The following is a 20,096-nucleotide window of genomic DNA, read 5'->3' on the forward strand; positions in this document are numbered from 1 at the left end:
CCGGCGGCTCGCATGGACGGATACGGCGTTCCCACCAAAAACCCCGACCGCGTTGTTCGCGGGCCGGCCGCGGTGGTGTTTGGCGCCGCCGGCTGAGACAGATCCTTGCGTGGCATGCCGGAACGCTGAATCATGCTGAGAATTCGGTTGTTAGTTGCGGTGCCGCTTTGGCGGAGGCGCGGCGGCTGTTGCTTTTCTTCGCCGCGGAAATCGGTTATGATGGCGAAACCTGCCACAGAATAAGACGCCCCCTCGGCTGTACCTGTAGTCGGCAATTCTTCGTGGTCGGCTCGCACAAGCGCTTGGGCTGCAACGTATCCAGGGAGACAGGGCCGTACGATTCGCGTGCGCCTTCGTAACCCGCGGCATGTTTCGTGCGTTATCTCGCGCGAATTCCTCCACCCGAATCGCTCACTTCAGGTTATATTCTCTGCTTTAGCCCCGCACGATAGGTTGCTGATCGCAAGGACGGTTGCATGAGTACCCAAGTACTTCGCGGCAAAATTGAACCCTTAGCACTAATTGAAGTGTTCGCATATTTGGGCCGCCATCAAGAAACAGGCATTTTGAATGTGACCTGTGACGAGATCAAAAAAAGCGTGATCGTACACCGCGGATTCATCATTTTTGCGCGCAGTAACCAGACCCAAGACCGATTGGGCGATGTGCTGTTGGCCGGCGGCATGATTAATCAACAGCAATACGATGAGGCGACCCACCTTATATATGAGAAGGGTTATCGTCACGGTCGCGCCTTGGTGGAGATCGGCGCGATCTCGCCCAAACTGCTGTGGGAAGCGATTCAAAATCAGATTCACACCATCGTGCGTTCCTTGGTTCCTTTGGAACACGGGTCTTTCGAATTTATTCGCCAGCAGATTAAACACAAGGAATCGATTACCCTGCAGCTTTCGATTTCGGAGATGGTGATCGACCTGATTCGCGGTTACCCGCAACGCGAGGAATTTGCCGCCTATTTCAAAAACCGCGATCTTTGTTATCAGGCAAACGAAGCGGAGCGCGACGGTCTTTCCGCGCTGGAACCCTACGAGCAATACATTTTTAATTTCCTTGACGGCGAGACGCCGCTGCAGCAGCTCTGTGCCCTGAGTGATATCGGTGAAGAAGAGAGCTTGCGGGTGGTTTACCTGCTGCATTGTTTGGGTTTAATTGAGCCTGTCGCGCTGGAGGAAGTGCCGCCGCTCGAGGTCGTGCCCGAGCCGGAACCCGTGGTTGAGCCCGCGGCACCGCCGCCGCCCGGGCATAACATTCATCCCGTTATTGTGCGTTACTGCGACATTTACCGATACATCCAACAGTATTTATCGGAGCGCGTCGGTGCCATGGGCACCCAGCTCTTGCGCAAGTATTTTGAGGAAACGGCGCGTAACTACCCGGCGGTTTATGAGGGCATTGATCTCAGCGCCGACGGGGCCCCGCAACCCTTTGCTTTGCAAGAACGGCTCAGTGAAATGGAAGGTGCGGAAGCACAACGGGTGTTGGCCATGGAAGAAGCCCTCGACGAGTACTTGTTTGCCGGAATCTTGGCGGTTAAGAAAATGTTGGGGGCCGAACACGAGGGCGAGGTTCTGCGCCACATTGAGCAGTTGGCATAAATAGGCCGGCCGAGGTTTGGCACCGCGGCTTTGGTTTTTGATTCGCTTCTGGTTGTTGTTAAACGTGAGAATGTTGTCCGGGGATCGCACCCCGGGGATTCATTAATATAATGTTGGCAAATCCCGGGGGCGTCTTGTCTCGATGGGACGACCGGTTTTTTTGGATGGGGAAGGAAGTTTGGAATTGGAACTGTCGCGTTGTGTCGCCGTGGTTGGACCGACCGGCGCGGGTAAATCCGAGATTGCATTAACCCTGGCCGAACAGTTCGGCGGAGAACTGGTTTGTATGGATTCGATGCAAATTTACAAGGGCCTCACCATCGGCACCAACGGTCCCGATGCGGCTGAGCGCGCGCGGGTCCCCCATCATCTGTTTGGCTTTGCCGACATCCAATCGCCGTTGAGCAGCGTGGCCTACGTGGAAAGAGCGCGGGCCGTGTTGGCTGAAATTCAAGCGCGCGGGAACTTGCCGATTTTGGTTGGGGGCACCGGCTTGTACCTCAAGGCCTTGGTCGAAGGGTTGGATCCCATGCCCGCGACGCCGCCCGAGTTGCGTGAGCGACTGAATCGGACCGTGACAGAGAAAGGACTGCCCCATGTGTATCGTTTGTTGCAGCGTTTGGATCCGGCGGGTGCCGCCCGTCTGCATGCCAATGATCGCCAGCGAATTCAGCGTTTTTTGGAAGTGCGGTTGTTGTCGGGAAAGAGTATCCTGGACTTATGGGCGCAACGTGAGAAAACGCAATGCGAGCCGGTTCCGATAGTGATAGGTTGTGCTGTCGCGCGCGAAATTTTGGTTGAACAGATTCAGCTTCGCGCCGGAAAAATGTTGGAAAACGGGTGGATTGAAGAGACCCGATTGCTCCTTCAGGCTGGGCTGCAAGAGTTTTTGCTCCAACTGGCGCCCATTGGATACGACGAAATTATCGCACACCTAAACGGCCGTCGCACGCTGGATGATGTCGCGACCAAGATCGCAATTCAGACCAGGCAATATGCCAAAAGGCAAGTGACTTGGTTTCGTAAAGTTCCGTATATCCAATGGTTCCATTTTGATCCCTATTCGGGATACAATACCGCCAGGATCATTGCGTTTCTTAATCAAAGATTGCATTAAATCACATCAATTTTGGTGAGCATTTGGTTTCAAGGAGTCTTGTATGTCTGATAAACCTGTAATGAATATTCAAGATGATTTCTTGAACAACGCGAGGAAGGACAAGATCATTCTTGCGGTGTTTTTCACCAATGGAAAAAAAATCATTGGAAAAATCAAGAACTTTGACCGCTTCACAATTCTGCTGGAGTTGGCCAACAAACAGGAGCAACTGGTCTTCAAGCATGCGATCTCATCCATGACGCCTGCCAAGTACATGAAGCAGCGGCAGCATTTTTCTTTGGATTAATGATCGGATTTCTCCGGTGAGGTGAGTTGTGGATATCAAGATATTAGAGAGCGTGCCCCTGTTTAAGGGCATGAGTAACGAGAACCTCGAAAATCTCATTCAATTGACAACGCGGAAAACGTTTCCAAAGGATACGACGCTGGTTGAGGAAAATGAGATTGGCGACTCGATGTACATGATCCTTTCGGGACGTGTGAAAGTGGCCAATATCGCCCAGGACGGCAAGGAAGTCATCTTGTCCGTATTGGGTCCGGGTGAGTTTTTCGGGGAAATGGCCTTGTTGGACAGTGAACCGCGCTCAGCGACGGTGATCACGCTGGCCAAAACCGAAATGATGGTTTTGCGCCGCAAGGACTTTTTGCAGTTGTTGGAAAACAAAGAGATTCTGTCGAATTTCTTGGCGACCCTGAGCGGCCGTCTCCGTCACGCCAACGCGCAGATTAAAAGCCTTGCGCTTCTTGATGTCCTGGGACGCATCGCACGCCTCTTTTTGGACCTCGCCAAAAAAGAGGGCCGTAAGTTGCTCGACGGTTCCATTGTGTTCCGCCGCCCAACGCACCAGGAGATTGCCAGCATGGTTGGTACCTCGCGTGAAACGGTTTCGCGCATGATCGGTGATCTGAGCCGGGATGATTACATCAAAATTTCCGGCAAGGACATCATCATTAAAGAGGGCATGGACAAGGCCTTTCCTTCTGCCTAAAAGATGTCGCGGCGGAGTTTAACCTTGGTTGCGCTTTGCCCGAACTTCTTTTATGGCTCAGGATGATCGGAAAAGAGGATGCGGATGAAGATTTGCACCCTCTCCTGTCCTGGCCTCCGGTAGGCCCTTCATTCTCGTTCATGATGTGGCCGCGGTTGCGCGATTTTTCCAAGTGGCATGGCGTTCAGCCTCGGGTTGAAAAGTTCGATCCGGGCGTCGGCCGGATGAAGGCTGATCGGCTGATTGCCAATCCGTCGGCCTCGTGCCGCCGGGTACCTTGTTTTTTATTTAGGTTCACCATTTAATGGAGTTGGGACCTTGCTGACTTGCCGACAAAGCGGGCGTGTTGTCTGGCTGACGCTTGATGCGCCCCACCAGAAAAACAAACTGTCCACGGCCTTGCTTGAACAGTTACGCGATACTTTGGACGCCCTGCGCCGGAACCACGAACGGAAGACCGAATTACAGGCGATTGTGATTCACAGCGCCGCTTCCACTATTTTTGCCGCGGGCGCCGATATGCGTGAGTTGCTCCGGTTAAACAGTGAAACTGCTGTAGGTTACGCACAATTAGGCCAATCTGTCATGGATGCCCTGGCCGATTTTCCCGTTCCCAGTTATGCGCTGGTCGGTGGACCCTGCTTCGGCGGTGGTTTTGATTTAGCACTCGCCTGTCAACGAATTTGGGTGGCCGAAAACGCGACTTTTTGTCATCCCGGCGCATTTTTGGGCTTGATGACCGGGTTTGGTGGAACGGTGCGGTTACCGCAAAAAATCGAACCGCACATGGCGCGGCACATGTTATTAACAGCATACCGTATGAAGGGTTTAGAGGCTTTTCGGTTGGGCTTGGCCGCGCGGTGGTTTGGCGCCTACCAGGGCATGATCACAGCTTTTTGCCGTCGCTACGAGACACGGCCGCCGGCCCTGTTTGAAACCCGCTGAGACAAAGCGCATCGGGTTATTTCACGGGGCGACCTCGCGCTGAAAGATGTGCCCATTTTGTGATGTAAGCCTAACGATTTGTGTGTTTTAGCAGGATTTATGGACGAGGAGCTTCCGCGGTTGTCGTGCGCGCGTACCCAAGGGCGTTCTGTGGCGTGGGGATACGGCGCTCGCAACGCCGTAAGATTCTTTTCTGCCAGTTGATAAACAGTGGTATAACCATCCTGAATTTGAATGACTTTCACGGTTTTTCGGCCGACGCATCGCCCCTCAAGGGCAGGGTGTTTTTTGGCTGTTTTATCGCGGGATCGTCAGCCGCCGCACCCCACACCGGTTTGGTGTGGAAGTTGCTGAAGCCTGTTGAATCGATCCGCCACCCGCACGTTTTTCGGCAAGTGCCGACGGCGGGTGATCTTGAACCGTTTTGCGAAACGAAGGAGCAAAATCATGAATTTTTTAAATCGCTTGAAGACCCTGGTTTTGGTAGCCGCGCTCTGCATCATGCCGGCTTTGGGTGCCGACACGTTTAAAATTGATACCTCTCACTCTTCCATTATGTTTGCCGCCAAACACTTTGGCGCCGCCTGGAACTACGGGCGTTTCAATGACTTCGAAGGCACGGTGGTTTTTGACGAAGCCAATCTCGCGGCCACCAAGGTCGACGTGAAAATCGTGGCCAAATCCATCGACACCAACAATGAACGTCGTGACAAACACCTGCGCAGCCCCGACTTTTTCAACGCTGCCCAATTCCCCGACATCACCTTTAAATCGTCCAAGGTTGAAGTGGACGGTGAGACCATGAAAATCCACGGTGAGTTGGCCATGCTGGGCAAAAAACAAAACGTGGTCGTGACCCTGGCCAAGTCAGGTGAAGGTACCGGTATGGACGGTGGCAAGTTGGTGGGTTTCCACGGCGAAGCCTCCTTTAAACGCAGTGATTTCGGCATGAACTACGGTGTCGGCAACGGCGCGCTTTCCGACGAAGTGAAAATCGTCATCAGCATTGAAACCAAAAAAGTGTAATTCGTTTTTCTAAATCGAAACCAACTGTGCCGCGTGATGAGCGCGGCACAGTGCGTTTTACGGCCTTGATTGCATCCCGGTCAGGGAGCGATGCGCCGAATGCCGAGGTATTTATGTCGCCCCAAGCCGATCCCAATACAATCATTATGGTGACCCTGTTCAAAATCGCCGCATTGCCGCTGTTGGTCGCCGGTCTGGTGACGCTGTTGTCGGGTAAATGGGTGCTAACCCCGGAGAAACCGCCGTTCTTACGCCAAGGGGCGACCGCGTTGGCCGCGGCGCTTGGATTTAGCGCCGGTTACTGGGCTTTGAACGGTTTTAACGAGTTTCCACCCCTGTTGGTCCAACACTGGTTTCCTTATTTTGCGTTGGCCGGTTTTGTGTTGTTAAGTGGCGCGGCCCGCCTCGGTTTGATCGCGGAAGGCATCGCCATGGCGCTATTGGTCGCGGGTTGTTTGTTTTTGAAATTGCGGCCGTACATTATGAATCAATGGGAAACCGCCGAAGCGGCAGCCTATTTGGTGCCTTTGTTTGGGGTCTGGTTGCTCCTGCTGTTTGTGGGACGTGGGGTGGTTTCGGACAAAAACCTGCCGGAGATACCCCTGTTGTTGGTGATTGCGATGACCGCGGCGAGTTTGGTGATTGTGATGGACGGCAGTGCTTCCATCGGTCAAGCGGCGGGTTCCATGGCGGCCGCTTGCGGCGGTATTTTCCTCGCCCGTTTGCTCGTTCCCCATTTGGGCGTGGGTGCGCCCTTGCGCGGCACGGTTTTGATCGTGTTCGGGGCAATGTTACTTAACGGCTATTTCTATGTGGAAGCGGGACACACCACCCTTATTTTGGCAGCCTTGGTGCCGTTCGCCCTGTTGGTCTATTGGGTGCCCGGCGTTAAAGATTGGGCGGTTTGGAAGCGGGGCGCTTTGGTTTGTGGCGTTGCCTTGCTGCCTTTGGTGATTGCCTTGGTGATTCTGGCGACCAAACCGGTGGAGAGTTCTTACTATTGACGACAAGGCCTGGCGAACGAGGTCGGTTCAACCTGAAGGGTGCACTTGCCGTGGCTGAAATGTCGCAAAGCTGGGTACCAAAAACCGCGTGGTTCAGGTTAAAGGCCTGGTGAATAACTGGTTTTCCGTGGCGCGCCGCTAAAAATTTTTCAAAGCATTGCCAGGTTTGGCCGATAGAGAGAGTAGTGGGGTTATTGAACCGGCCCCGCGCCGTTTCGGAATCTGCCTCTAACGCATAAAACCCTTGAATGGTGGCGCTTAAATGATTGATAGCCAAGTTGAAGAAATGCTGGGGCCGGCATTTACGGCATTGTTTCGCTATTCCCAGGAACGTTTGTTCTTGTTTGATGAGGCTTTTCGGCTTGTGGCCGCGAACGAACCCGCGTTGGCCCAGTTTTGTACCAACTCATGGGATAGCTGTTGCCATCGCGCTTTTGGTTCGGTGTTCCGGGTTGATGCGGCTATTTTTTTGGATCGCGTCAGGGAGGCGGCCCGACAAAACTCGCCCCATCTCGACCAAATGGCCGCGGATTTTAAAGACGGCGCCACCACTGCCTGTCGGGTTAAGAGCTGGCTGGTTCAAGCTGGATCGCGGGAACTCATCGTGGTTGCGGTTACGCAACAGACCGAGGATCGTGAAAGCGCCAACTTGGGTGGCGGCGATTTGCGAGAGTTGGCCGCCCAGGCGGAAGTTTCTAAGGTAGCCAACGGTTTAATTCATAATTTGGGGAACTTGTTTAACAGCATCAATATTTCCACCCAAACCTTGGTTGAAGTTGTGCGGGATTCTAAAATCCCCGAGCTGTTGAAGGCGAACCGGTTGTTTTTGCGCAATTTAGACAACATCGGCGACTATGTGACCAAGGATCCGGCGGGCCGTTATTTGCCCGAGTTTTATCGTTCCGTCGGCGATTTTCTCAAAGAAGATTTGGAAAAATTGCATACCGAGCTGGCTGATATCGCGGAAAAAGTCGCCTTCATTAAAGAAATGATCAGTACCCAGCAGGATTATGCCAAATCCGAGTCGGTTACGCGGAAGTTGGCGCTAAACGATGTGGTGGATCGCGCCTTACAAATTGAGCTGCCGTCGATGACCAAGCGGGGGATTCGCATCGAAAAGAAATACCAGGCTCGTTTTTTTGTATATGGGGTTAAGTCGAAGGTGTTGCACGTCTTCCTCAACCTCTTCAAGAACGCCAAGGAGGCGATGACCTCTACCGACCACGAGGACTCGTTTTTGCAAATTGGGATTCAAAGTTTGCCGGAAAACAAAGTAGAGGTAACGGTTCGCGACAATGGGGCGGGCATCGACGAGGCCAATTTGGACAAAATGTTTAGTTACGGGTTTACCACCAAGCCGGACGGACACGGGTTTGGCTTGTACACCAGTGCCGAGGCGATGAACCAGCTGGGTGGTTCGATTGCGGTCAGCAGCGAGGGTATCGGTCACGGGGCCTGTTTTCGCCTGATCTTTCCCGCCTTTATGCCGGGTCGTGGCTCGGCGCGTTAAACACTTTTCCCGGCGATTCGGAGAACAATTTTACGGTTTGGTAGGCTTGCGGGAAGCGTTTCGATTTGTGGACGTTTCCCTGGTCCTGAAGTTCGCGGAACACCGATTGCAGCAGTTTTTTGGCGGCCAAGGCCTCGTGGCGTAAATGGGAAAGCCGGTTGTTGAGCCGATTGCGAAACAGGTTGCGGTCCATCTCCGTGAGGCGGTCGTTGTGAAAGAGAATCTCGCGTGGTTCGAAGCCGGCCTCGGTATATTCGGCAAAGGTGGTGCGCAGTGTGGCGATGTGGTCGTCGCTGTCGGTGGTGAAATCAAAACGCAGGGCACGGCCCTCGTGGTAGATCTGTAGGTCGACCTGGATCCCGAAGCAAACCTGCATGGTCTCGACAAACAGGTTGAGGTAATCAATGAGGGTGAGGCGAATCGCCATCGGCGTTTCCAGCGACAACGACCACTGGTATTTCCCCGCAAACAGGTGGGTAAAATCGAAATGGTAATAAGCTTCTTTGCCAAATTCGCCGCGAACCGGAACGCGGGTTGCGGCGCGGGGAATCAGAACCTGCCCCCGTTTGCCGTCGTTGTTCACCGCCTGGATCGCGTAATCGGTGTAGATGAAACGCGTCGCGTGGCGGGTGCGGTCGTCGCAATGGCTAAGGCGGAGGTGGGTTCCGTGCAGGACCGCGCCGGTAAAATCGCAGTCGAGCAAGCGGCAATCGGAAAAGGAAACACCGAGCAAAAAACTGTTGCGAAAGTTGATCCGTTCCAAGTTTTGTTGGGCGGGAAAAATGGCGCCGTCCAGCACGCTGTTGGAGAGATCGACCGTCCAGCGCGGCGAACCCGCCTCGGGTAGGTTTTGCATGCGCAGGTAGCGGAAGTGGCCGGCCTCGGCGTGAATGGAGTCGCGAAACCTGGCCCCGGCAAAGGTGGTTCCTAACTTGTGGTGGCACTCGCGGAATAGGGCGGGCCCCTCGAAATGGGAGCCGCTGAAGTTGGCGATGTGTTTGAAACGGGAACCGTTAAAGCCCGCTTCGGCCCCAAAGCGGCATTGGTGAAAACCGGCTTCTTGTTCCCACACACTGAAGAAAAACAGCGCTTGTTTTTTGAACAGGGTGCTCTCGAAGCGGGAGATGTTTTCGAAGAAGGCGTCGTCAAAGGTTGCATTGCCGTCGAATTGGGTTTCGGTGAAGGTGGTCAGCCCGTGGAAGTGGGTGTGGTTGAAAAAGGCGTCTTGTTCGAAGAGACTGCCGTTAAAGGAGGCGCCCCGTTGGAAGGAAGCTCCTTTGAACGTGACGGTCCCGGTAAAGACGTTGTCGCTGAAGTCGGCGTCCTCGGGGAACAACATGTCGCTGAAATCAATGGCGGGCCAGACAAATCCGGCAAATCGGCTGCCGATCACTTTTTTGCCGTCCTCGGCGAGGAACAGTTGTTGGAATTCGCGGCGAAAGGTAGGCGCCTTGTGTTTGGTATCTTTGCTGTGGAAAATGCAAAAGACATCGTTGACCGCGTTGAGGTGGGGACAGGGTTTTTTGATGGTTTGGCGGCCCTGGGGGGTTTGCAGAATCAGTCGCTGCTGGTAGTTGCAGGGGGCCACGTTGGGGGGCATGGACATGATGGATCTCGTTCGGGGCGCAATCGGCCGTTTCTTTATAGTATGTCGCCCATTTGACCCAGAACCTTAGAACTTAGCTGTTTGTCATGACCGAACCCATAAAAAAACCCGGGTCGGTTGACCCGGGTTCATGCTCAAAGATGGGGTGGTTTACTCGTAGGATACCGTCAGCGTGACGCCGCTGTAGGCCGAGTAAGCGCGCAGGCCGATATGCCAGGTGTCCGCTTGGGGGCTGGACACCGTGACCGTTTCGGCGTTACCCCAGCGGTAGGGGCGGTAGTCGTAGCTGCTGGTGGTGGGCGCGCTGCCGCGACGGATGTAGAGGTCAACATCGCCGCTGCCGCCGCTGGTTTGGAATACCAGGTTGGTGGCGCCCGCGGGGACGTCGATGGTGTAGCGATCCCAGTTACCGGTCGAGCCGGAGAGGTTGGTCAACTCAAAACCGCCGGGGCCGCCGCCGGTGTCGGTGTCGTAGCTAACGGTGAAGGAAACACCGCTGTAGCTGCTGTAGGCGCGGATGCTGATGTAATAGCGACCGGCTTGGGGTGAAGACTCACCACAGGTTTCGCTGTTGCCGCTACGGTAGGGGCGGCAATCGTAGCTGGAAGAGGTGGGCTGGGCGCCGAAGCGGGTGTAGAGGTCGGCGTCGCCGCTGCCGCCGGACATGGCAACTTCGAAGTTAGAAGCGCCCGCGGGGACGTCGATGAAGTAGTGAACCCAGTCGCCGGTATTGCCGCTCAGGTTGGCAACGGTGTCGCCGTTGTTCAGTTCACCGGAACCGCCGTCGCCGCCGTCGCTACCGTCGCCACCGTCACCACCGTCACCGCCGGTGCTACCGTCGCCACCATCACCGCCGTCGCCGCCGTCGCCGCCGTCACCACCGGGGATGGTGCCGCCGAAGTAGGAAGAAACCTCGGGCCAGATTTGGGCGATTTGGGCGCCTTTGTTGGTGCAGCCACCGAGGTGGTGTAAGGCGATGGCGCGGTGCGTGGACCGTGCCAGGACGGGAGAACCGGAGCTGCCGCCGATGGTGTCGCAGTAGTAACCGATGTCGGTACCGTTGCCGCGACCGTTGGCAACCGGTTGGTCAACACGGCAGATGCCGCCCGCGTTTTGGTCACTTTCGATAGACAGTTCTTTGGGGTTACCGGCACCGTGCTGGGGGATGTAAATTTCTTCGTCTTGGTTGGGAACGCGAACATCCAGGCCGAGGTTGCCGTACTGGGTGATGTTGTTGAAGTTGTTCACGGAGAAAAGGGTGTAGTCGAGGGTGTAGTCGGTGGCGTACATGGTGGCGCCGGAAACTTTGGTACCCGCGGTGGTGCTGCCGCTGCCGCAGCCGGTACGACGGTAGTCGAACCAAACTTCGGTGGAGGCAACGCCGGAGGCACTGCTGGTGCAGTGGTTGTTGGTGAAGAGGTGGTTGCCGGAGCCTACGCGCCAGCCGGTGCACAGGCTGCTGCCGCCGATCAAGAGGCGGGCGACGGCGCGGGCACGGTCGTACTCGGTGGGGTGGGAGTTCTGCCAGCAAACGACGTCGCGACGTTCCATGGCGCCGCAGGTCGATTTGGTGAGGGGCTCGCCAATCAGGTTTTCGATGACACCCTCGGGATAACCCTCGGAGTACTGGGAAATAAACACACCGTAGTCTTCGCTATCGGGTGCAAAGGTACCGGTTCGTTTGTTGTGCAAGGTAACCACGGCGGTATCACCGGTGATGGACATGGCCGAAAAGCTGGTGATGCCGTTTTGGCCCATGGACTTGTCGACCGTGAAATCGTCGCGATCCGCGGCGCTGTACGTGTAGGATTCGCTGCCGTCGGGGCTGGCGACTTCGATCTGAACACCCTCGGGCAGGTGAATGTAATCGAAGTGAACTTTAATGAAACTCGCTTCTTTAGCGTGAATTTCGTAAGACGTACTTTCCGCGACCAGCGTGCGGCGCGTTTCGAAATTCAAATCAAGATCCACCAGATCGGCCACGCGAACCGACTGGGGACGGCCTTCACCGGCCAAACTGGTGACGCACAGGGCGGCACACAAAAACAATGTACACAGGACATTGCGAAGCATTGACTTCTTCATGGAAGAATCTCCTCTCAACGAATGAAAATCTAGAAACACCAAGGAAAAGGACGAGGTGCCGTCGCGAGAAAGGACAAGTCCGGGCGAAAAAGGCCTGTGCAGGCGCGACCGGGCGTGGCGACGACGCATGCCTGACCGACACTCGAGGGTCGGTTACTTTGGCAATCGAGAAAAATAGCAGAGGGCGCTCTTGGGCATCCCTGGAAATGTGATAGGACTTTAAACGAGTCTCATTGTAAAGCAAACGTAAAAGGCTGCAAGCGAAAAAGCGTCAAAATTGATAAATAACTCGCAACTGTCGCCGTTCTGTGATCCAGCCCGGTAAAGTTCTGGTTTTTGCCGGTATATCCAGCGAAGGTGATTGGGATTATGGAACGTACTGGTATAAATTGATTTTTGTGTGAAGTGCGCGCTTCTCAGAGCACACCAAACCATCTGGATAACGCACGTTTGTTTGCGTTTTCCAGGACGAGACGCATGATCAATGTAGAAAGTACGTAAAGTTTCAGTAATAGAAAAGGTGGCAGTTTTGATCGAGTTCCAGCGAATGGGACGCCGGGTATTTGCGTGTTCGCATGCGCCAATAGCGTTTCATCGGTAGCAGACGCAGCTTTAACGACGAAACGCCCAAGCGGCGAGCGGGATCGATTGGGCCGAGCAGTTGCGCCAGCCAGTTGTGAAAAACGCGTTTGCGGCGAAAAAATGCTAGGTGAAAATGGTCGATGGTGTACCAGTGCGGTTCGGTTGCCAAGGATGTGAAACGGCCCGCCGCCGCCCAGGCGTCGAGTTGGGTTTGGGTCTCCGTGACCAGGGTTTTGATTTGGTCGAAGCCGGTGTCGGCGAAAGGGAAATAGATATGGCGCAAGATGTTGAATTTCCAGCGGGGCATGGCCGTCACCGAGGCGACTGGGAGCCTTGATACCATGATGCGGGCGTTCAGCGCCTCCAATCGGCTGATCAGCTTGTCGAGCCAAAAATGCAGCGCGCGGTTTTGGCCGGTGAGCGCGAGATCATTGCCGATATCGGTGAGCAGCACCTGAATGGGCGCGTGGGGATTCGCCTGGCGGAAACGACGGCAGTGGTCGAGAAGACCGCATTTCAAAAGGCCGGGATAACTGTACAAAAAACAACCGGCAACCGTGCCGTAGGAACGCCCCGGCCCATGGCCGACGGCGATTTCGCTGGGGGGCGTTTGTGCGCGGAAGGCCGTGGAGACAATGGTCGGCAGGCTGACGGTGACATTGCTGGCCCCAAAGACAGCGATCAAACACGGGTTGGTATCGGGTTTCATGAGGTAAAGGTCGGTATCCTTGAAAAGGTGGTTGTCCGGGTTATAAATCAAAGGGGCGGTTATTGACAGCGGTCGGGGCTTTTCTGAAAAAGCATGTGCAAGCTCACATCGCTCCCTCGAAAAATCACTATGATGGGTGGAACTTAGCCTTCCTGCTTCTTTGATGTTCTAGCCCGAATCGCTCACAAGGCGTTGCGTTACTCGCGACCCACCCTCATTGGCAACGCGGGCACGACGTACCGGCGCATTCCGTCGGTTCGGCGAAGCTTGTCCTAGCCCGCGTTCGGCGGGCGGCACGGTCCATCCCCGTGCGACGAATCCAGCAGAGACGCACGGCGTCTCAAAGGCGGCACACTATGATCTACCATATCGTTCCTCGTGGTGAATGGCAATCCCAAGGCGATCAAATGGTTTACACCCCCAAAAGTCTCGGTGACGAGGGCTTTATTCACTGCTCTGAACTCAAACAACTGTTGGGTTCCGCCTCGCGATACTACAAGGGGCGCACCGATTTATTGGTTCTGACGGTGGATCCCAATCGGGTGATTCCCACTATTGTATTTGAAAATGCACGGGAGGGCGAAGAGCCGTTTCCCCACATCTACGGGCCGCTCAACCGCAACGCGGTCGTCGGCATCCATCCCCTGCAAGCCCGGCCTGACGGCGAATTTACGTTGCCGGAAACGCTCGCGGGTTAAACACCTAGCCCGCAATTCTCACGGGGATTCGTCCCGAGAAGCTGAAAGCCTTGTGCGCACGAAGATGACGACCAAGCCGCGGCACAGGGGGCCGACCATTCGCGGGGCCGACCAATCGCGGGGCCGCCCAATCGGCGTAGCAGCTGATGCGAAGGCGGCTCGACCGAGTAAGGCATACCCTCGGAATCGCATGGGTTGCCCCGTGGCAGAATTCCTTTTGAGAATGACGGGTTAGCTGGAACGGCCGTCTCGCGACGACCGTTCCGGGCATGTTAATAATCGTGTAAACGTCGTTGGTGGGCGCCCTCGAAACCGCCGGCTGCGGTTTGGGGGACGGGCTCACTGTTGGCCAAAACCCACAGCCATTCGCGGTGGTGTTTGCCGCGACTTCCCTTGTGGTTTTGTTTGGTGCGGCCGTGGGAAATCGGGACTTCCCAGAAGGTTGCACCCTGGTGCGACGCCATGATTTTCATTTCGAGATCAAACGCCCGCCCTTGGGTTTGGATCTGACCCAGCGGCATGCGTTCCAACAAATCGCGCGAATAACCCACGAAGCTACTGGTGACGTCCATCATCGGTAAGCCGAGCCGGTTTTTGAGGAAACGGGCCCAGTGGTGTTTGAGCTGCAACATGGGTGACGGATCGTTGTAAACCGAGCCTTCGATAAAGCGCGAGCCCACCACGGCCGCGGCGGCGTGGGTTGCGACGATGAGGCGCTGCAGGTCGACGGGGTGGTGGCTGAAATCTGCCGCCATTTGGAAGATCCAGGGATAGCCGCGGCTGACACCCCATTTGTACCCGGTCAAGAGGGCGTGACCCCAGCCGTTGCTTTTGGGCAAAACAAGGTGGTGGACGCGGTCTGGGAAGACTTCTTCCAATTGCAGGATTTTTTTGGTGGTTTGGTCGTGGGAGCCTTGATCGATAAAGAGTAATTCGGTTTCGGAATGGGCGTGAAGAACGCCGATCCCAAGGCTTTCAACCGTGTGAGCGTGGTTGTAGGTAGGGACGATGATCAAGTAAGACAACGAGGTTCTCCTTGTTTTAGAGGCAAACCTACTCGTTAGCGGCTGATCGGGGCGCCCGATCAGTTTCGTTGTCTAAGGTCGCGCAGATGTGCCGGCCCGCAAATCGGGTTGCGGATAAAGGACGCCGGTTTTGGGAGAGCATCGGGCACGGGCCTAGGGAGCCATGGAGACAGGAACGGTTTCTCGAAGCATTGGCGACTAACGAGTGGAAGCGTAAGGACGATCGTATGGGGAAGCCGTATTTTGCCAAGTATCGTTTGCGCGGCTTTCAAAAAAGCGTTGCAGTGGCGAGTTGCAAGGACAACGGTTATGAAAACTGTGGCTAACTAGCAATGATTGATGAGATGCGGTGTTCGAAAAAGTGGCGAGGGCCCACGATGAAAATCGATCAATGGTTTAACAGAACCGGATACTCAGCAAAAACAACAGTTCCCGCAAAAGGGTTTCCGTATGAGGAAGTGAATGATGATAAGCGCGGCACTTGCGGGCGGGATGTTCGTCGGTAGCAAGTGTAAGAAAAAGAACGGTAGCGCTAAGAACCTCGGGGAGGGTTAATCAATGAAGTGTGAAAATTTAGGGCGCCGCGTTCCGACCTTGCCAAGAATGCGATAAAATGTGCCTTTAAGTCAGCCGCGATTGAGCAATGCAGTGAAGCCGCAAACGCGCCTGGGCGCCTGCCTACAGTGTCAACGCGGCTATTTTTACAGAAAATCGCCACGGTTTCAATTGACAAAAATCACCTAGGTACAAGTTTTCATGAGGTACCTAGGTTTGTTTTTGGTTTTGATGTTAAGTGGTTTTGGGGTAATGCGCTCTTTTGTTAATGTTTAGTGTCGCTTCTTCTTTTTGAATTTTAACGCTGCTTTCCGGGTTTGCGCTAGAGTGACTTTTTGCTCATTGTGTGAATCGTTAGAGGTTATCTTTGTTTTCTTTTGCTTTCGATGCCGCCGAGCAAGCACGGGACGTCGTTCCCGTTGCCGATATTTTCTACCAAGCCCTGCATGTACCCGTCGCGCCGGGGGTCACCGTCCACGTACAACGAATCCACGGCCCGCTACCGGGCCCGCCCGTCTTGCTATTGCACGGTTCCCTGGGCAACGGTCGCGTTTTTTACGCCAAATCGGGCAAAGGGTTAGCCCCTTTTTTGGCACGCCAAGGGTTTGATACCTACAGCGTCGACCTTCGCGGTCGCGGCGGCAGCCGCCCCAAGGTTTCCCGCCGCGCCGATTACGGGCAAACCGAGGCTTTGCTCGAGGACCTGCCCGCCGCCTGTGCCGCGGTCAAACAGATGAACGGCGCCTACCCGCGCTTTTGGGTGGCCCATTCTTGGGGCGGCGCCATGCTGATGAGTTTTTTGGCGCGTTTTCCCGCGTTGCGTTCCCATTTGGCCGCCGCGGTTTTTTTTGGTTCAAAACGCGTCATTCGCCGCGACAGTTTGGGCAAAAAACTCATCCTCAATTTGGGGTTCGACACCCTGGGTAGCTTGCTGGCCCGTGTTGTCGGCTACCTTCACGGCCGCCACCTCGGTTTTGGTGACGATGCCGAGTCCAAAAAGTTTTATCGGCAAACGCGATCCTGGCTGCGCGGTGCGCCTTGGATCGACAGCGACGACGGCTACGATTACCTGCAGCGGTTACAGGCGATCTCGCCGCTGCCCGTGTTGCATTTCACCGGGGTTCGTGATCGGGTGATGGCCGAGGCCGGGGATATTCGCCGATTTATGGTCGAATACGGCGGGCGCGATTCGGAACTGCGGGTGCTCTCCCGCGACGCAGGCAACCACAAGGATTACGGGCACATCGATATCCTCACCGAGCCGGCCGCGGTCGACGATCATTTTCCCCAAGTCGTGGCATGGTTCAAACGCTGGGACCAGGGCGGCAATCACCGCTAACCCGTCTAACCGGCAAAAGTGGCCTTGTTGGGCGATGGGGCAAAAATTGCCGAGTGCGGCGGCAAATGTTGCCTTTGTTCCGTTGTCGCGTTTGATTCCGTCTGGGTTACAAAAATATCTTCTTGAAAATAATAGAGATAGGTGGTGTTTTGGGTTGGTACGACACTTGCTTTCTAGAGGGCACGACAGACGGAGGAACGCGATGCTGGATCCCTTGGGTAATGAACGCAAATACGGCTTATTAAAAACCGCCATGGACGTCGGGGCCCTGCGTCAACAACTCTTTGCCGGCAATATTGCCAATGTCGACACGCCCGGCTACAAAGCCAAAGATTTGGATTTTCACGCGATCATGCGCGATTACGAGGATCAGGTGGAAATGACCCCGAAAGCCCGCCCGGACGGAACACCTTATCTAGGTCGCGGTCAAATCATCCAATACGGCGATTACCAAATTGAAGACGAAGACAGCAACATCACCATGCGGGTCGACGGCAACAACGTCGACATGGACAAAGAAATGGCCAAGTTGGCCCACAACAGCGGTCGCTTCACGCTGGCCACCCAGTTAATGAACCGCAAAGCGAAATTGCTCACCGAGTTGATGCGCTAAGGCTTGCATCGCGGCGACAATGAACCCAGATTGGTAAGAAGGTGAATGACATGTCCTTATACGGTGCCATCGATATCAACGCGCAAGGGCTGAGTGTCCAACGCAAGCGCATGCAGTTGGTCGCCTCCAACATCGCCAATATCAATACCACGCGGGTGGAGGGCACGGATCAGCCCTACGTTCGTCGTCAGTTGGTGGTGGAAGCGGTGCCGCGCAGCGAGTTTGAAACCACGCTGCAACGGGCAATGGGCGACGAACACGATGAGGAAATTCAGGGCGTGCGCGCTACCGCGATCAGCCTCGATCCCTCGCCGCTGCGTCTCAAATACGAACCCGATCACCCCCACGCCAATGAAAACGGTTATGTTTCTTATCCCAACATCAACCCAGCCGTGGAAATGGTGGACATGGTCGGCGTGCAGCGCTCCTACGAAGCCAATTTGGCCTCGATTCGTTCCGCGAGAAGTATGATTGACCGGACCATTGACTTACTGCGCGGTTAAGCCCGCGGCTTGAGGAAGCATCCATGAGCATTGAACGCATTCTTTCCAATCCCGAACTCATTCAGGCCGCCAAACCCAAACCCAAGGCGGAGGAATCCGGTGATTTCGCCGGTGTGCTCAAACAAGCGATCAGCGAGGTCAACCAACTGCAAAACGCCGCCGACGATCAAATCGCCGGTCTGATGAAAGGCGAAAGCAAAGATTTACACGGCACCGTGCTGGCGGTGCAACGCGCCGATTCCTCATTTCGCATGATGATGGCGGTGCGCAACAAAATTGTGGAAGCCTACAAAGAGATTTCCAAAAGCGCCATTTAACGGCGCAACCTTAATCGCCCGGGGTCGCCAAGGATGGTGGTTCCGGGCCGCGTGCGTCACGGACGGCGCCCGCGGTGCGAAACCCAAGGAGGACGGCGACAATGGCTGCAGAACCCAACCAAGAACCCGGCGGCGGCGTAAGCGGCGTTCGCGGTATCTTGGCCCAAATGAACGCCGGTCAAATGGTCGCCGTCGGCATAATTGTCGCGGCGTCTTTGGTATTTCTATTCAGCGTTTTTCATTACGCGACCCAGGAAGAAAAGCAGCCGTTGTTTAACCAAAAGCTCGATGCGCGTTCCCAGGTCCAAATTGAAGAAGAACTGCGTACCCGCCAGATCGAATTTGAGATTTCCAGTACCGGCCGCATACTGGTGCCCGCATCACGGGCGCAGGAGTTGCGCACCCAGTTCGAAGCACTCGACCTCGGGCCCGACGCCCAAGACGGCTGGAAATTGTTGGACGATACCAACCCGCTTAAGTCCGGCGCCACCATGATGAAACTCCAGAAAATTCGCGCGCTGGAGACCAACATCGAGCAAATGTTGACCCAAAACCCGATGATCCTTAAGGTCAATGCGCAAATTACACCGGCCAAGGATTCGCCTTTCGCCGACGAATCGACCCCGGCCAAAGCCGGCATTTTGCTGGTGACCAAACGCAACGCCAAGTTTTCCAAGGCGCAAATTCGGGGTATGCAGCAACAGATTGCCGCCGCAATCGAAGGCGCGAGCCACAAAGACATCACCATTACCGATCAGTATTCGAACCTGCTCACCGCGCCCACCGCCGACGACGACGACATTGGCTTTACCCAGTCCAACCTGGACATTCGCGCCAAAATGGAAAAAGACCTCGAAAGCAAAATCAATCTGTTGGTCGAATCCTTCCTCGGTCAGGGCAAAGCCGTCGCCAAGGTTTCCCTGGATGTCAATTTCGACCAAATCGAGCAGGTTGAAACCACCTACGGCGGTCCCGACGCCGAGGGTGAGCCCCAGCTTTACAACACCCAAACCAAGCGAGAACGCATCAACCGCGATGCCGGGGTTCAGGGCAATGTCGGTGCCGGGGCCAACACCGTCCAGGGCGGTTTACCGCAAAACGCCGCCAATGACGGCGGCTCCAACATCGAACGTGACAACGCCACCAACCAGTTTTTTGTGGACAGTAAAAAAACCAGCACGCGGGTGCAGCCCTTCAACGTCGAGAAGATGTCGATTGCCTTGCAACTGGACTACAAGGAAACCGAGGAAGAGATCCGCGAACCCAATCTTTTGGACAAATTTACCAAAAGCGAACCGGACTGGATTGAAACCAAACATGTGCCGCTGACCCAAGACGAAATCAACAAGGTGCGCGATCTCGTCGTCGGCGCCACCGGTTTTGTCAACAGTCGCGACTACCTCAGTATTCAGAATTTCCCTTTCAAACCCATCATCAGCAAACGCGAACGCGAATCCATGAACACCGGCCTGCTGCTGGACTACGTCAACCGTTGGACACCTTTTGTGCTCCAGTTCATTATGTTTGTGTTGTTTATGATGCTCGGGATCTCCTTGTTCCGCCGCTTCGTGGCGCCCATCCTGCAACAAGCCCAGTTGGAAGAACCGGCGATTGCCGCCGCCTTGCCGTCCGGCCCGCCGAAAACCGTGGCCGAGCTGGAATCCGAACTGGAAGCCGAAATCGAATCCGCGATTCCGAACGCACAGCTGTCGAAGACCGAAATCATGAAGAAACGTTTGGTCGAAATGACCCAACAAGATCCCGAGGCGGTGGCGGGCCTGGTCCGCACCTGGCTGCTGGAGGACGACTAATGACGGTTTTTCCCGGTTTTCTCAGGTACAATAACGGCAACCG

General features: G+C 55.2%; 18 protein-coding genes. 14 read left to right on the plus strand and 4 right to left on the minus strand.

The window, feature by feature from the left end:
- Positions 1-476: 476 nt before the first annotated feature.
- From J3U88_RS03745 to J3U88_RS03780, 8 genes are all read left to right on the plus strand, one after another.
- Positions 477-1,616, plus strand: a complete 1,140-nt coding sequence (locus tag J3U88_RS03745) for a DUF4388 domain-containing protein (protein ID WP_207856856.1) — start codon at positions 477-479, stop codon at positions 1,614-1,616.
- Positions 1,617-1,794: 178 nt separating this feature from the next.
- Positions 1,795-2,733, plus strand: a complete 939-nt coding sequence (gene miaA, locus J3U88_RS03750; protein WP_207856858.1) for a tRNA (adenosine(37)-N6)-dimethylallyltransferase MiaA — start codon at positions 1,795-1,797, stop codon at positions 2,731-2,733.
- Positions 2,734-2,776: 43 nt separating this feature from the next.
- Entirely contained in the window at positions 2,777-3,022 is a 246-nt protein-coding gene (hfq, locus tag J3U88_RS03755; protein WP_243435782.1) for an RNA chaperone Hfq, read from the plus strand.
- 28 nt (positions 3,023-3,050) lie between these two features.
- Positions 3,051-3,725 carry a cyclic nucleotide-binding domain-containing protein gene (locus tag J3U88_RS03760; protein WP_207856860.1) on the plus strand — a complete coding sequence of 225 codons (675 nt, stop codon included), beginning with the start codon at positions 3,051-3,053 and terminating at the stop codon, positions 3,723-3,725.
- Positions 3,726-4,043: 318 nt separating this feature from the next.
- A complete protein-coding gene (locus tag J3U88_RS03765) occupies positions 4,044-4,670 on the plus strand; it encodes an enoyl-CoA hydratase/isomerase family protein (RefSeq protein ID WP_207856862.1) in 627 nt (208 codons plus the stop codon).
- Positions 4,671-5,117: 447 nt separating this feature from the next.
- A complete protein-coding gene (locus J3U88_RS03770; protein ID WP_207856864.1) occupies positions 5,118-5,696 on the plus strand; it encodes a YceI family protein in 579 nt (192 codons plus the stop codon).
- Between the two features lie 113 nt (positions 5,697-5,809).
- Positions 5,810-6,700 (plus strand): hypothetical protein, encoded by an 891-nt coding sequence (locus J3U88_RS03775; protein WP_207856866.1) that lies wholly within the window; start codon positions 5,810-5,812, stop codon positions 6,698-6,700.
- Between the two features lie 262 nt (positions 6,701-6,962).
- The gene (locus J3U88_RS03780; RefSeq protein WP_207856868.1) at positions 6,963-8,210 is read left to right on the plus strand and encodes an ATP-binding protein; all 1,248 of its coding nucleotides are present in this window, start codon (positions 6,963-6,965) and stop codon (positions 8,208-8,210) included.
- On the opposite strand, the gene J3U88_RS03785 is transcribed toward J3U88_RS03780, so the two are convergent.
- From J3U88_RS03785 to J3U88_RS03795, 3 genes are all read right to left on the minus strand, one after another.
- The gene (locus tag J3U88_RS03785; RefSeq protein ID WP_207856870.1) at positions 8,182-9,816 is read right to left on the minus strand and encodes a pentapeptide repeat-containing protein; all 1,635 of its coding nucleotides are present in this window, start codon (positions 9,814-9,816) and stop codon (positions 8,182-8,184) included. The genes J3U88_RS03780 and J3U88_RS03785 overlap by 29 nt on opposite strands.
- 150 nt (positions 9,817-9,966) lie before the next feature.
- On the minus strand, positions 9,967-11,901 hold the full coding sequence (locus tag J3U88_RS03790) for a serine protease (protein WP_207856872.1): 1,935 nt from the start codon (positions 11,899-11,901) through the stop codon (positions 9,967-9,969).
- A gap of 505 nt (positions 11,902-12,406) precedes the next feature.
- Positions 12,407-13,192, minus strand: coding sequence for a hypothetical protein (locus tag J3U88_RS03795; RefSeq protein ID WP_207856874.1), 786 nt, complete (start codon positions 13,190-13,192; stop codon positions 12,407-12,409).
- 356 nt (positions 13,193-13,548) lie between these two features.
- Between J3U88_RS03795 and J3U88_RS03800 the strand changes: the two genes are divergently transcribed.
- Entirely contained in the window at positions 13,549-13,890 is a 342-nt protein-coding gene (locus tag J3U88_RS03800; RefSeq protein WP_207856876.1) for a DUF952 domain-containing protein, read from the plus strand.
- A gap of 272 nt (positions 13,891-14,162) precedes the next feature.
- On the opposite strand, the gene J3U88_RS03805 is transcribed toward J3U88_RS03800, so the two are convergent.
- Positions 14,163-14,915, minus strand: a complete 753-nt coding sequence (locus J3U88_RS03805; RefSeq protein ID WP_207856878.1) for a glycosyltransferase — start codon at positions 14,913-14,915, stop codon at positions 14,163-14,165.
- A gap of 922 nt (positions 14,916-15,837) precedes the next feature.
- On the opposite strand from J3U88_RS03805, the gene J3U88_RS03810 reads away from it, so the two are divergent.
- The 5 genes from J3U88_RS03810 (at position 15,838) to fliF (ending at position 20,053) form a co-directional block, all read left to right on the plus strand.
- A complete protein-coding gene (locus tag J3U88_RS03810; RefSeq protein WP_207856880.1) occupies positions 15,838-16,809 on the plus strand; it encodes an alpha/beta fold hydrolase in 972 nt (323 codons plus the stop codon).
- A gap of 202 nt (positions 16,810-17,011) precedes the next feature.
- Positions 17,012-17,422, plus strand: a complete 411-nt coding sequence (gene flgB / locus J3U88_RS03815) for a flagellar basal body rod protein FlgB (RefSeq protein WP_207856882.1) — start codon at positions 17,012-17,014, stop codon at positions 17,420-17,422.
- Between the two features lie 50 nt (positions 17,423-17,472).
- Positions 17,473-17,925: a flagellar basal body rod protein FlgC gene (gene flgC / locus J3U88_RS03820; protein ID WP_207856884.1), complete on the plus strand. Its 453-nt coding sequence runs from the start codon at positions 17,473-17,475 to the stop codon at positions 17,923-17,925.
- 23 nt (positions 17,926-17,948) lie between these two features.
- Positions 17,949-18,242 carry a flagellar hook-basal body complex protein FliE gene (fliE, locus tag J3U88_RS03825; RefSeq protein ID WP_207856886.1) on the plus strand — a complete coding sequence of 98 codons (294 nt, stop codon included), beginning with the start codon at positions 17,949-17,951 and terminating at the stop codon, positions 18,240-18,242.
- Between the two features lie 101 nt (positions 18,243-18,343).
- On the plus strand, positions 18,344-20,053 hold the full coding sequence (gene fliF / locus J3U88_RS03830; RefSeq protein WP_207856888.1) for a flagellar basal-body MS-ring/collar protein FliF: 1,710 nt from the start codon (positions 18,344-18,346) through the stop codon (positions 20,051-20,053).
- Positions 20,054-20,096 lie beyond the last annotated feature (43 nt).

Origin of the sequence: Acanthopleuribacter pedis (assembly GCF_017377855.1) — a bacterium.
Lineage (GTDB): Bacteria > Acidobacteriota > Holophagae > Acanthopleuribacterales > Acanthopleuribacteraceae > Acanthopleuribacter > Acanthopleuribacter pedis.